At 64.6% G+C, this 13441-nt stretch carries 11 protein-coding genes; 7 read left to right on the top strand and 4 right to left on the bottom strand.

Features of this window, described 5'->3' with window-relative positions; translation table 11 throughout:
* Positions 1–172: 172 nt before the first annotated feature.
* The 3 genes from thrS to pgsA are packed head-to-tail and all read left to right on the top strand — an operon-like array spanning position 173 to position 3442.
* Positions 173–2182, top strand: coding sequence for a threonine--tRNA ligase (gene thrS / locus ACFVTG_RS01455; protein WP_390277431.1), 2010 nt, complete (start codon positions 173–175; stop codon positions 2180–2182).
* 29 nt (positions 2183–2211) lie between these two features.
* Positions 2212–2820 (top strand): HIT family protein, encoded by a 609-nt coding sequence (locus tag ACFVTG_RS01450; RefSeq protein WP_390277429.1) that lies wholly within the window; start codon positions 2212–2214, stop codon positions 2818–2820.
* The gene (gene pgsA / locus ACFVTG_RS01445; protein ID WP_390277426.1) at positions 2813–3442 is read left to right on the top strand and encodes a phosphatidylinositol phosphate synthase; all 630 of its coding nucleotides are present in this window, start codon (positions 2813–2815) and stop codon (positions 3440–3442) included. Before ACFVTG_RS01450 ends, pgsA begins: the two co-directional genes overlap by 8 nt.
* 83 nt (positions 3443–3525) lie before the next feature.
* On the opposite strand, the gene ACFVTG_RS01440 is transcribed toward pgsA, so the two are convergent.
* The gene (locus tag ACFVTG_RS01440) at positions 3526–5253 is read right to left on the bottom strand and encodes a DUF222 domain-containing protein (RefSeq protein ID WP_390277423.1); all 1728 of its coding nucleotides are present in this window, start codon (positions 5251–5253) and stop codon (positions 3526–3528) included.
* A gap of 494 nt (positions 5254–5747) precedes the next feature.
* Here ACFVTG_RS01440 and pdxS point away from each other — a divergent pair, with 494 nt between their 5' ends.
* Positions 5748–6674 carry a pyridoxal 5'-phosphate synthase lyase subunit PdxS gene (gene pdxS, locus ACFVTG_RS01435; RefSeq protein ID WP_306959754.1) on the top strand — a complete coding sequence of 309 codons (927 nt, stop codon included), beginning with the start codon at positions 5748–5750 and terminating at the stop codon, positions 6672–6674.
* A 447-nt stretch (positions 6675–7121) separates the two neighbouring features.
* Here pdxS and ACFVTG_RS01430 read toward each other — a convergent pair whose 3' ends face one another.
* From ACFVTG_RS01430 to ACFVTG_RS01420, 3 genes are read right to left on the bottom strand one after another with little or no spacing between them, the layout of a single operon-like run.
* Complete coding sequence (locus ACFVTG_RS01430; RefSeq protein WP_390277421.1) at positions 7122–9134, bottom strand: M3 family metallopeptidase; 2013 nt, start codon at positions 9132–9134, stop codon at positions 7122–7124.
* Positions 9135–9182: 48 nt separating this feature from the next.
* A complete protein-coding gene (locus ACFVTG_RS01425) occupies positions 9183–9935 on the bottom strand; it encodes a type 1 glutamine amidotransferase (protein ID WP_390277419.1) in 753 nt (250 codons plus the stop codon).
* Positions 9932–11227 (bottom strand): MurT ligase domain-containing protein, encoded by a 1296-nt coding sequence (locus ACFVTG_RS01420; RefSeq protein ID WP_390277417.1) that lies wholly within the window; start codon positions 11225–11227, stop codon positions 9932–9934. The genes ACFVTG_RS01425 and ACFVTG_RS01420 overlap by 4 nt, the downstream gene beginning before the upstream one ends.
* 100 nt (positions 11228–11327) lie before the next feature.
* Here ACFVTG_RS01420 and pdxT point away from each other — a divergent pair, with 100 nt between their 5' ends.
* The 3 genes from pdxT to ruvC are packed head-to-tail and all read left to right on the top strand — an operon-like array spanning position 11328 to position 13411.
* Positions 11328–12029 (top strand): pyridoxal 5'-phosphate synthase glutaminase subunit PdxT, encoded by a 702-nt coding sequence (gene pdxT, locus ACFVTG_RS01415; protein WP_236810687.1) that lies wholly within the window; start codon positions 11328–11330, stop codon positions 12027–12029.
* A 3-nt stretch (positions 12030–12032) separates the two neighbouring features.
* Entirely contained in the window at positions 12033–12788 is a 756-nt protein-coding gene (locus ACFVTG_RS01410; RefSeq protein ID WP_284754939.1) for a YebC/PmpR family DNA-binding transcriptional regulator, read from the top strand.
* Positions 12789–12832: 44 nt separating this feature from the next.
* Entirely contained in the window at positions 12833–13411 is a 579-nt protein-coding gene (ruvC, locus tag ACFVTG_RS01405; protein WP_078108969.1) for a crossover junction endodeoxyribonuclease RuvC, read from the top strand.
* Positions 13412–13441 lie beyond the last annotated feature (30 nt).

The following is a 13441-nucleotide window of genomic DNA, read 5'->3' as shown; positions in this document are numbered from 1 at the left end:
GCCGCAATGAGGCATGCCAAAAATCCGTCCGCCACCAAGTCTTCCTGCTGAAAAACGGCTCGCCCGCGCCTGCTTTGGCTGCCCCAGCCCGAGCGGATACGATGGACGATGGCTGGCTGTGGTCCCCGTACGCCACAAGCTATGAAGCCTTATCAATGAATAGGAGACACCCGTGTCAGATGCCCAGCAGATCACCCTCATCGTCGATGGCGAAGAGACCAAGGTGACGGAAGGGACCACCGGCGCGGAACTCTTCTTTGAGCGCCGCGACGTCGTAGTGGCCCGTGTCGACGGCGAACTCAAGGACCTTGACCAGGTACTGCCCGAGGGAGCCCAGGTTGATGGCGTCACCATCGATTCGCCGGACGGCCTGAACGTCCTGCGCCACTCCACCGCACACGTCATGGCTCAGGCCGTGCAGCAGCTTCGTCCGGATGCCAAACTCGGAATCGGCCCCTACATCACAGACGGCTTCTACTTCGACTTCGACGTTGCCGAGCCCTTCACTCCTGAAGACCTGCGCCAGCTCGAGAAGATGATGCAGAAGATCATCAACCAGAACCAGAAGTTCGTGCGCCGCGTCGTCACCGAAGACGAAGCCCGCGAAGCCATGAAGGCCGAGCCCTACAAGCTCGAACTGCTGGGCAAGAAGAACGACGCCGCCGACGCCGGCGAGGGAGTCAACGTCGAGGTGGGCGCCGGAGACATCACCATCTACGACAACGTGGACCGAAAGAGCGGTGAGAGCGTCTGGTGCGATCTCTGCCGCGGCCCGCACCTGCCCAACACCAAACTGATCTCCAACGCCTTCGCCCTGACCCGCTCCTCGGCGGCATACTGGCTGGGCAACCAGAACAACCAGCAGCTGCAGCGTATCTACGGCACCGCCTGGCCCACCAAGGACGCACTCAAGGCGTACCAGGAGCGCATCGCCGAGGCTGAGCGCCGCGATCACCGCAAGCTCGGCGCCGAGCTGGACCTCTTTTCCTTCCCGGATGAGCTGGGCTCCGGCCTGCCGGTGTTCCACCCCAAGGGCGGGATCATCCGCAAGGCGATGGAGGACTATTCACGCCAGCGCCACGTGGACGCCGGATACGAATTCGTCTATACCCCCCACATCACCAAGGGACACCTCTACGAAGTGTCCGGCCACCTTGACTGGTACAGGGACGGCATGTTCCCGGCGATGCACATCGACGCGGAATTGAACGACGACGGCACCGTGCGCAAGCCCGGCCAGGACTACTACCTGAAGCCGATGAACTGCCCCATGCACAACCTCATCTTCCGTTCGCGCGGCCGCTCCTACCGGGAACTGCCCCTTCGGCTCTTCGAATTCGGCTCTGTTTACCGCTACGAGAAGTCCGGTGTTGTCCATGGTCTGACCCGCGTGCGCGGCATGACACAGGACGACGCCCACATCTACTGCACCCGCGAGCAGATGAAGGACGAGCTCACCACCACCCTGAACTTTGTCCTTGGCCTGCTCAAGGACTACGGACTAGACGACTTCTACCTTGAACTGTCCACCAAGAACGAAGACAAGTTCGTTGGCGAGGACGCCGCCTGGGAGGAAGCCACCCGTACCTTGGCCGAAGTAGCCGAGGCCTCCGGGCTGGAGTTGGTCCCGGATCCGGGTGGAGCCGCGTTCTACGGCCCCAAGATCTCCGTGCAGGCCAAGGACGCGCTGGGCCGCACCTGGCAGATGTCCACCATTCAGCTGGACTTCAACCTGCCTGAGCGGTTCGAGCTGGAGTTCCAGGCCGCCGACGGCACCCGCCAGCGTCCGGTCATGATCCACCGTGCCTTGTTCGGCTCGGTAGAGCGTTTCATGGGCGTCCTGACCGAACACTACGCGGGAGCATTCCCTGCCTGGCTTTCGCCCGTGCAGGTGGTTGGCATTCCGGTGGCGGAGGCGTTCAACGACTACATGTTCGACGTCGTCGGCCAACTCAAGGCCGCGGGCATCCGTGCCGAGGTGGACATTTCCTCCGACCGCTTCCCCAAGAAGATCCGCACCGCGAGCAAGGACAAAATTCCTTTCGTCCTCATTGCCGGCGGGGAGGACGCAGAGGCGGGTGCGGTGTCGTTCCGCTTCCGTGATGGCAGCCAGGACAACGGTGTGCCCGTTGCCGAGGCCGTCCGAAGGATTGTGGACGCCGTCAAGAACCGCGAGAGCTGACGAGTCGGACACCGCGGGGGGCAGAAACAGTGCAGGAGAACACGGGCGTGACAGCTGATTATCCGGGCGATGCCGAAGTGACCGACGACTTCGGTCTGGCAGGTGTTCCTGATGCCTTCCAGCGCCTGTGGACTCCGCACCGCCTCGCCTACATCAAGGGCGGGCAAAACCAGTTCAAGAACCAGGACGACTGCCCGTTCTGCGTGGCTCCGAGCCGCACGGACGAGGAAGCCCTCATCGTGCGCCGCGGCAAGACGTGCTACGTGGTGCTCAACCTATTCCCCTACAACCCCGGTCATTTGCTGGTGTGCCCCTACCGGCATGTTCCGGACTACACGGACATCACGGTGCAGGAAACGGCGGAAATGGCGGAGCTCACGCAGACCGCGATGCGGGTGCTGCGAAAGGTGGCCAACCCGAGCGGTTTCAACCTGGGCATGAACCAAGGTGTGGCCGGCGGGGCCGGAATCGCCGCGCACCTGCATCAGCACGTGGTTCCGCGCTGGGGTGGGGACGGAAACTTCTTCCCGATCATTGCCCAGACGAAGGCCATCACACAGACGCTTGACGAGGTCCGGCAGCAGGTGGCCGACGCTTGGCCGGAAGAGTCGGAGCTATCCGGGGAGCCGGATGCTTAATCGGCACGCCCGCGGGTTTTTCACCGGGTTGTTCTCGCCCCTTGCCCGATTCCTGCTCAAGGTGGGAGTCTCGCCCGATGCCGTTACCGTCGTCGGCACCGCGGGCGTAGTTCTCGGCGCACTGATTCTCTACCCGCTGGGCCAGCTCTGGTGGGGTTCGCTGCTGATCGCCGTTTTCGCACTGTCCGACGTCGTGGACGGCATCATGGCGAGGGAGCAGGGACGCAGCGGCCCGTGGGGAAACTTCCTCGACTCCACGCTGGACCGGCTGGCTGACGGCGCCATTTTCGCCGGCGTCGCAATCTGGTTCTTCACGGGCGGCGGGAACGGCACGATTGCCATGGCGGCACTCGCGTGCCTGGTACTCGGGATGGTGGTTTCGTACGCCCGCGCCAAGGCGGAATCACTGGGCTTCTACGCCAATGTGGGCATCGCCGAGCGCGCGGAGAGGCTCATTTCGGTGCTCCTCGTCACCGGCCTGACCGGACTCGGGTTGCCTCCCGTCGTCTTGCTGGTGACCCTTGTCATTCTCGCCGCCGCCACCGGCGTCACGGTCGTCCAAAGGATGGCGGCCGTCCGCGAACAGGCGATGGCAGACGTCGACGGCGGGACGCCAGCCTAAGCGGTGATTTGCCCGCGGCCGGCCCTGTTTTTGCGCGACGGCGATCAACCCCGTGTGCAGGCGCGTTTCGTGTCTGTGCAGGTTTATGTCCGGGTGGGTCTGAAGTAGTGGTTGCGTCGGGGTGTTTGGCGGGGGTCGAGGTGGGGTGGTGGTTTGAACCATGCCGTGCCGGTTTCCATGGTGATGGTCCAGTGTTCTTTGTGGATGACGTGGTGGTGGTGGCTGCATAGCAGGGTGCCGTTGTCGGTTCCGGTGGTGCCGCCGTTGGACCAGTAGGTGATGTGGTGGGCTTCGCACCAGGGTGCGGGGATGGTGCAGTCGGGGAAGGTGCAGCCTTGGTCGCGGGCGATGATGGCTTTGCGGATGTGGGGCGGGAAGATCCTGGTGCTGCGGCCGATGTCCAGGACGCGGCTGTCGCTGCCGAGCAGGACGGGGATGATGTCCGCGTCGCAGGCGATCTTGCGGATGACCGAGGGGTGGATCGGGCCCTGGAAGGTGGAGGCACCGGTGCCGGGGCGGGGGCTTGTGCCGGGGCGGAGGTTCGCGGTGGTGGGGGTTTCGCGGTCGATGCGCTCGAGCAGCTCTTGGTAGTCGATGGTCACCATGACCTGGGGCCGTAGTCCGCCGTTCGCCGGCAGCCCGCCGGTGGCCAGGGCGATGCTGCAGGCGCCGGTGAGTCCGTCGAGCAGCTTCTGTGCCCGGGAGCGGCGGTCCAGGGCGGGGTCGGCGGTGTGCTCCGGGTGTCCCGCGGGGCCGCCGGTGGTGCCGGCTGGATCCGGATCCTGTGCTCCGGCGGGGTGGGCTGCGTCGTCTGTGTGGTGCTGGAGGCGGGGGTTGGTGGCGGTGTTCATGGCGGTGGCGAGTGTTTCGAATTGTTCGGCGGTGGCGAAGATTTCCAGGTGGTGCAGGCCGCGGCGGGTTTTGCGGATGAATGCTCCTTGGCGGTGGCGGAGTTCTTCTTCGCCGGGTTCGGTTCCGTCCTGGTCGATGGCGTCGACCCAGCGCTTGGCCATGCGGTTCACGAAATCGGGGTCGCTCTGCACGGCGGTTCGGGTGAGTGAGTGCTCCATCTGCAGGGTGGTTTCCTGATCGGCGAGGTGTCGTACCTGGTCCAGGGCCGTGCTGATGATGGTGGCCGATCGGGACGGCACGGCTGCGGTGGAAAGGGCCACGGCGAGGACTTCGTGGCGTGCGGGTATGTCCTGTCCGGTGATCCCTGTCCGGGGGAGCACGCGGGAGGCCAGGGTGAGCCGGCGCCTGGCCTCGCCGATGCCGATCCGCAGCCTGGCGCGCAGGAATTCGGCCGCGTTCCGGTAACCGTCGTCCACCGCGCCTACTGAGGCTTCCGTGGGTTCGGTCCAGCCGGTCCTCCACCCCGGGGCCGCGGATGGCTGCCGTGCCGCCTGGGCTTCGCTGCGGGTCCGTTCCACGGCCTGGGCGGCGACGAGCTGCAAGAACTCCACCGTCCGTGAGATCTCTTCGACCTTGCCGGCGAAATCCGCGGCATCGGGGAAAGTGAACGAGCGGGTGTCGGAGGGAGCGGTTGCGCGCAGCGCATCCATCGCCGCCACCGCCAGGTCGAGGCCACCCGCGGGGGACGGTGCGGCGGCGGCCGGGTTTTGGAACTGGGAAGGGATCTGGAACTGGGAAGAGTTTTGGAGCTGGGAAGGAATTTGGAACTGGGAAGGGTTTTGATGCTGGGCGTGGCGGGCAGCGACGGGCTTCAGGCGGCGGGACAGGCGTCCCGGCGCCGCGATCCCGCCGTCGGGCAGGGCTGCCCGACGTGCCACGAGTTGACCGATGCCTTCCATGACTAAACCCTGTCACGGGGGTCTGACATTTAAGGCTCCCGCACAGCCCTTCGGCGTCGCGAAAAGCGAAACAAGGAAAACTGGTCCCAAAATCAGGTGCTGAGTTCCCAATGAATCCGGATCGCGTCAGCGATCGGGCCGGCGGTGACGGGTGCCTGGGGCTGTCGGGGGCATTCACTTGGAGTAAAAGGTAGGACGTGCATTCCCGCAAGCCAGCGACGGCTTACAAATTCGATCCGGCGACCAATCTGGCGCCGTCAATGGCCACCTGAAGTATCGCGACACGCGGACCCATATCACCCGGTTTGTGGCGCCTGCCGGTGTGGGCGGAACTAGGTGGCCCGGCTCCGGTAATCAAGTACGACGGGCACAGCGCAGGGGACTAGTATTGAAGTTACTTGGTCAATGTGACCTGGAAATCCGGTGTGCGCTGTGTGTGGCCTCTGTCCGCCTGCGCCCCGGCCAAGGTCTTCTATCTACCCATAGGGGTTTTTGTGTCTACACCTGATGTAAGCAACGAAGCCGGTTCGTCCGCAGCCAGCGTTACGGGCAGCAGCCGCGTCAAGCGCGGCATGGCCGAGATGCTCAAGGGCGGCGTCATCATGGACGTCGTCAACGTCGAGCAGGCCCGCATCGCCGAAGATGCCGGTGCCGTGGCCGTGATGGCGCTCGAGCGCGTTCCCGCCGACATCCGCGCCCAGGGCGGCGTGTCCCGCATGTCGGACCCGGACATGATCGACCAGATCATCGCCGCCGTGTCCATCCCCGTCATGGCCAAGGCGCGCATCGGCCACTTCGTCGAGGCACAGGTCCTGCAGTCCCTCGGTGTTGACTACATCGACGAGTCCGAGGTCCTGACCCCGGCCGACTACACCCACCACATCGACAAGTGGAACTTCACCGTTCCCTTCGTCTGCGGTGCCACCAACCTGGGCGAGGCGCTGCGCCGCATCAACGAGGGCGCGGCCATGATCCGCTCCAAGGGCGAGGCCGGCACCGGCGACGTCTCCAACGCCACCACCCACATGCGCCAGATCCGCGCCGAGATCCTCCGCCTCTCTACCCTGCCCGAGGACGAACTCTACGTCGCGGCCAAGGAACTGCAGGCCCCGTACGAGCTCGTCAAGGAAATCGCCGCCACCGGCAAGCTCCCCGTCGTCCTCTTCACCGCTGGCGGCATCGCCACCCCGGCCGACGCTGCCATGATGATGCAGCTCGGCGCGGACGGCGTGTTCGTCGGTTCGGGCATCTTCAAGTCCGGCAACCCGGCACAGCGTGCCGCCGCCGTCGTGAAGGCCACAACCTTCTTCGACGACCCCGACGTCATCGCCAAGGTCTCCCGCGGCCTGGGCGAAGCCATGGTGGGCATCAACGTCGAGGAAATCCCGGAGCCTCACCGCCTCGCCGAGCGCGGCTGGTAAGTCTTAGTTAAGCCGGCGCTCTGTTGGTGCGCCGGGCGGCGCTGATCCTCGGCGTGCTATTCCCCGCGTTTCGCTGCCGCGGCTTTGCGGCGGCGAGGGGCGGGGGCCCTTTTACGCACGCTGCCGGATCACACCGTCCGGCGCCTCGGCCGGATCACATCGTCCGGCGCCTTGCGCGACCGGTTGGCGGGCCGGCAGGCCCCGATCCTCGGCCTGCTATTCCCCGCGGCCCGCTGCCGCGGCTTTGCAACGGCATAGGGCGGGGGCCCTTTTACGCAGGCTGCCGGATCAGTGCCCGCCTCGCTCTCCCGCTAAGTACGACGCCGGTCGGTCACCTTCTTCGGTGACCGGCCGGCGTCGTCCGTTAACCCAACTGACTCGCAGTTGTTGTCGTTATGAGGCTCCATAACGACAACAACTGCTAGCTAGTTGGGTCGGCCAGCCCACCTATTCGAGGCCGCGGCGCTTGAGGAGGGGCTCCAGGGCGGCGTCGCGGCCGCGGAGCGTGCGGAACGATTCCAGTGGATCCCGGCTGTTGCCTCGGGAGAGCAGCTCCGAGCGGAATCGTTCGCCGTTCTTGCGCAGCAGTCCGCCGTTTTCCGTGAACCAGTCGACAGTTTCCGCGTCGAGCACTTCACTCCAGATGTAGGAGTAGTACCCCGCCGCGTAGAAGTCCCCGGCGAAGATGTGCTGGAAGTACCCTGTGCGGTACCGGGGCGGTATGAGGGAGTGCGCCACACCGGCCGAAGCCAATGCCTTGGCTTCGAAGTCCTGCGCGTCCTGAGGAACGCCGTCGACGTCCAGCACGTGCCAGGCCAGGTCCAACAGGGCCGCCCCGAGGTATTCCGTGGTGGCAAAACCTTCGCCCCAGAGCTTGGACGCGTTGAGGCGGTCAATGATGTCCTGGGGGAGCGGTTCGCCGGTGGCATAGTGCCGGGCGTAGTTGCCGATAATCTCGGGCCACATGATCCACATCTCGTTGACCTGTGACGGATACTCCACGAAGTCCCGGGGGACCGATGTTCCGGAAAACCGTGGATACGTGACGTTGGAGAAGAGTCCGTGCAAGGCATGGCCGAACTCGTGGAACGTGGTCCGGACCTCGTCCAGGGTAAGCAGGGTGGGTTCTCCGGCCGGCGGTTTGGAGATGTTCAGGTTGTTGATCACAACCGGCTTGGTACCTAGCAAAGCTGACTGCTCGACGAGCGAGTTCATCCAGGCGCCGCCGCGCTTGGAGTCCCGAGCGTAGTAGTCGCCAAGGAAGAGGCCAAGCTCGGAGCCGTCCTCGTTTCGCACCTCCCAGACCCGGACGTCGGGGTGGTACCCCTCAAGGTCTTCCCGCTCGTGGAAAGTAATACCGAAGAGGCTCGTGGCTGCGAAGAACACTCCGTCCACCAGTACCCGGTCCAATTCGAAATAGGGCCGTAGCAGCTGTTCGTCCACCTCGTACCGCTCCCGGCGGACCTTCGAGGAGTAATACGCCCAGTCCCAGGCTTCCAGCGGGTGGCCTGCGCTCTCCGCCAAGGCGCCCGCTTCGGCGTCGGCGTTGCGGATGGCTGCAGGAGCGAGCCGGTTGAGCATCGCCTGAACGGCCGCGAAATCGGGGGCGGTCTGGCGGTCCATGACGAGTTCGGCGTAGTTGCCGAACCCGAGGAGTGTCGCCTTCTCTGCCCTCAGACGCACCATCGCCTTCGCTAGCTCCATCACGTCCAGGCTGCCGCCGTCGCTGCCCCTCGCAAGGGATGCCTCATAGAGGCGACGGCGGAGCTCGCGGTCCTGCAGAGAAGCCAAAGCAGGCTGGTTGCTCGGCTGTATGAGGGTCAGGAGGTATTTCCCCCAGTGTCCAGCGGTGCGTGCTGCCTCGGCGGCACTGGCGATCTCGTCCGCCGGCAGGCCGGCAAGTTCCGTGGCGTCATCCACCACAAGGGCGGCGGCCTTCATGGCTTCCTTGACGCGTTGCCCGTACTCCGTTCCCAGACGGGACAGCTCCGCATTGAGGCTCTTGAGCGTTTCCTGGTCATCTGGATCAAGCTGGATGCCCGACTGGCGGAATTCGCGGAGGTACTCCTGCACCAGCCGGATGGATTCGTCATCGAGTCCTGAGGTGTCTACGGCCGCGAATCGCTCGTACAGTCCGCGGTTGAGATAGACCGCGTCCCGATGGCTCGCGAAGCGGGGAGACAGCTCGGTTTCGAGTTCGCGGATGGCCTCCGAGGCGTCGGCGGAAACCAATGTGAAGAAGGATGCCGATGCCCGCTCCAGCAGGCGTCCTGAGCGTTCCATCGCAACCGCCGTGTTTTCGAAGGAAGCGGGCTCGGGATTGTCCACGATGGATTGGATCTCGGCCAGGTGCTCAGCGAGCCCCGCGTCTACGGCTTCGGCGTAGTGGCTGTCGTGGATTGTTGCGAAGGGCGGCAATCCGTAGGGAAGGGTACTCGGCTCCAAGAGAGGGTTCGTCATGAAGCAACCCTTTCATGCAGGGCCCCCGCCCACAACGGTTTTCCCGTGTTAGCGCGGCCGCCGTGCCGCGTGTTCGCGCGCGAGGCGGGCAAAGTCGTCGTCGGGCGTTCCGGGGACGAAAGTACCGTACTTGCGTTCGACGGCGGTCCGGATCAGGAAATCGGCGATGGCAGGATTCTTGGGCAGCAGGGAACCGTGGAGGTAGCTGGCAACAACATTCCGGTGCCTGGCCCCCTCATGGTTGTCTTTGCTGTTGTTGCCGGCACCTTTGGACACGGTGCCGAGGGGCTCGACGCCGGGGCCCAGGGAGGTCTGTCCGCTGTGGTTTTCGTAGCCCATGATTTCGCCGAACTCGGGCGAGGTGAGGGTGACGTTTCCGATGAGGCGTTCGTCGGTACCGACGGTCTCGACGTCAAGGATGCCGATACCGGGGATAACAGGGCCGCTCTTCGTCTTGAAGAACTTGCCGAAAAGCTGGTAGAGCCCGCAGATAACCAGCATGGGCGTTCCGTCCTCGGCCATCCCGCGGAGCTGCTCGCCGCGTGCCTGGAGATCGTCCTGGATGACGACCTGGCCACTGTCCTGTCCGCCACCGCCCACAATGAGATCGACATCTTCGGGGAAGTCGTCGCCCACGTTGTATTCAAGGAGTTCGGGCGTATATCCGTGCCAGAGCAAGCGCTGCCTCAAGACGAGTGCGTTTCCCCAGTCCCCGTAGATGTTCATGTCGCGGGGGTACAGCTGCAGGACCCGGATGTTGCCCTTGCTGGCGTGGAGGGTGGTGTCTTCGGCCGGGGTCATGAGACCACCTCTACTGTGGTGATTTTGGAGAGTTCACGCCGGATGGCCAACATCGCGGTGTAAGTGCAGAACACGCGTTTCGGCTTGCCCGCCGACCCCCGGATGAATTCAGCCAAGGCCGCAGGGATGTCCGTGTTCACGGAGCCGAAGCGGACCTCGTCGTACTGGAGGCGCAGGGCCATGTCGTACGCACGGACACCGCTGAGGACCTCGACGCCGTCCTCGCGCAGGGATTCGAATTCAACGTCCCAGAGCCACGACATGTCACGGCCATCGGCATAGTTGTCGTTGATGGCGATCATGGACGCGTAGCCCTTCGCCGGGAATGACTTCAGGCCCAGGCGGAAACCGCTCGGGTTCTTTACCAGCACCAACTCAAGGGGCTGGCCATCCACCGTCAGGCTCTCGCCGCGGCCAAATGCCGGAGCCACCTCGGAGAGCGCCTTGACCAGCTTGGCGGCATCGCCGGGCCGTCCGCTTGCCCCGGTGATGCTCCTGGCCAGCACCAGCGCGGCGGCGGCGTTGAAGATGTTGTAGACGCCGCGGAGTTTCATGTGCGTGGACACACGGGTTCCGTCGAACTCGAAGTCGGCGTCGTCCGTACCAACCCGGCGGAGTACGACGTCGGCTGTTTCGACGGCGGGAACGTCACCGCGAACGCTGGTTTCCGAAGCCGCGGCCCGCATGTCGTCGTCGTTCGGGAAGGTGCTGCGGAGCGATTCGTCCAATCCGAAGTAGAGCACCTCGGGGCCGCTCACGGCTCCGGCAATACGGGCGACCCGGGGATCCTCGCGGTTCAAGACCACGGTCCCGGTGGTGCGCTCAGCAATGCGCTGGAGGAGCAGCGCGGTGGTGTCGATTTCGCCGAAACGGTCCAGTTGGTCGCGCAGGACGTTGAGGAGAAGGCAATAGCGCGGCGGGACCTTGTTCACGAAATGCACGGCATGCGCCTCGTCGAGTTCCAATACCGCGACGTCGGCATCCAGCCTGCCGCGCCAGTCCACCTCACCCAGAAGGGCAGCTGCCACGCCTCGGGTGAAGTTGCTGCCCGTGCGGTTGGTGAAGACCTTAAGGCCTTGGCTTTCGAGGAGCTCCACCACCATTTTGGTGGTGGTCGTCTTGCCGTTGGTTCCGCTCACCACAGCCACGCCGTGGGGGAGCGAGGACAGGGTCCTCTGCATGAAGCCGGGGTCGATCTTCTCGACCACGAGGCCAGGCAAAGCCGAACCCCCGCCGCGAAGCCGGGACACAGCACGGACCAGCTTGCCGAGCGGAACGGTGAACGAAAACATGCTCTGTAATATATCCCAGTTGGTGCATAAACCACGTGCCGCAAGGCTGCCATGGGGTTGCAGGGCGAGCCCGGCGGTGGAGGCGCATTATGATGGTCGAATGACCAATCCCCCTTCCGAGGCGTCATCAAGCGTGGGCTCGGGCCTGCGCATCGGCGTCCTCGCCCTACAAGGCGATTTTCGTGAGCACATCCACGCCGTCGAAGCGGCCGGTGCCACCGGCGTCGGCATCCGGCGTCCGGCGGAACTCGACGACATTGACGGCCTCATCATTCCGGGCGGCGAGTCCACCACCATCGACAAGCTGGCGCGCATCTTCGAACTCGCCGATCCCATCCGCAAGCAGATCGCGTCCGGGCTGCCGGTCTATGGATCCTGCGCCGGCATGATCCTGCTCGCGGACGATATCGCCGACCCCGCCACGGACCTGGCCGGGAATCCGCAACAGACTTTCGGTGGATTGGACATCACGGTGCGCCGCAACGCCTTCGGCCGGCAGCGCGAGTCGTTCGAAACCGACCTTGACTTCAAAGGCCTCGAGTTCAGTGCAGGCGAGTCCGGCGTCGACCCAGTCCACGCCGTCTTCATCCGCGGACCGTGGGTGGAACGGGTCGGTCCCGGCGTCGAGATCCTTGCCCAGGTAGAACCGGGAAAGGCGACCCACACGGACACTTTGCATGGGTTGGCTAGAATTGTTGCAGTGCGCTCAGGTCGGTTGCTGGCCACCTCCTTCCACCCGGAAGTGACTGGGGAGAAGCGCGTGCATGAACTGTTTATTCGAATGATCAGAGGGGAAGTTTAAAGCATGTCAGGCCACTCCAAATGGGCGACGACCAAGCACAAGAAGGCCATCCTCGATAGCCGCCGGGCCAAGTCGTTCGCCAAACTGATCAAGAACATCGAAGTCGCGGCCCGCATGGGCGGCCCGGACCTTGCGGGCAACCCCAGCCTGGAACTGGCTGTCACCAAGGCCAAGAAGACGTCGGTCCCCGCTGACAACATCGACCGCGCCATCAAGCGCGGAGCCGGCCTGACCGGCGAAGTCGTCGATTACACGGAGATCATGTATGAAGCTCGCGGTCCGCAGGGTTCCGCCCTTCTGATCGAGTGCCTCACGGACAACAAGAACCGTGCCGCCTCCGAGGTCCGCCTCGCCATCTCCCGCAACGGCGGCACCATTGCCGACCCCGGCTCCGTGAGCTACCTCTTCACCCGCAAGGGCGTCGTCAACCTGCCCAAGAACGGGCTCAGCGAAGACGACATCCTGATGGCTGTGCTCGACGCCGGCGCCGAGGAAGTCAAGGACAACGGCGACACCTGGGAAATCCACTCGGAGCCCACCGATCTCCCCGCAATCCGCGAAGCCCTCAAGGAAGCCGGCATCGAATACGAGACGGACGAAGCTGAATTCGTCCCGTCCATGCAGGTGCCGCTGGACCTCGACGGCGCCAAGAAGTTCATGAAGCTCGTCGACGCCCTCGAGGATCTCGACGACGTCCAGAACGTGTACACCAACGCGGACATGAGCGAGGAAGTCCAGGCTGCGCTCGAAGCCGAGTAGTGCCTTTTGCGACATAGCCTGACAACAAACAGGGAGGCCCGGACTTGACTCTTCGCGTATTGGGAGTCGATCCGGGCCTCACCCGTTGCGGCATCGGAGTAGTCGACGTCGAACGGAACCGCCGCGCCACCATGGTGGCCGTCTGCGTCGTGGGAACCTCCCCGGAGCAATCATTGGACCAGCGCCTGCTGGTCATCGCCAAGGCCATCGATGAATGGCTGGACCTGTACAAACCCGACGTGCTTGCGGTCGAACGGGTTTTCTCCCAGTTGAACGTCAGCACGGTCATGGGCGTCGCCCAGGCGTCCGGCGTGGTCATCGCGGCCGCTGCGCGGCGCGGCATCCCGGTGGCGCTCCACACGCCGTCGGAGGTCAAAGCTGCCGTCACCGGAAGCGGCACCTCCAACAAGGAAGCCGTGACGAAACTCATCACCAAAATCCTTCGTCTTGACGCCCCGCCCCGCCCGGCCGACGCCGCGGACGCGTTGGCCCTCGCTGTCACCCACGCGTGGCGGGCCGGCAGCGGTGCCGCAGTTGCTACCACCGGGCCAGGTAGCAGCGCATTGACGCCCGCCCAGCGGGCGTGGGCTGAAGCCGAGGCGAAAGCGCGCCGCGCCCGGTAATTGTCGGCGGCCCTTGCTAGGGTATTCGTA

It is taken from the genome of Arthrobacter sp. NPDC058127 (assembly GCF_042884555.1).
Lineage (GTDB): Bacteria > Actinomycetota > Actinomycetes > Actinomycetales > Micrococcaceae > Arthrobacter.
Note: the sequence above shows the minus strand (reverse complement) of the source record. Positions and strands in the feature narration are given on the sequence as shown.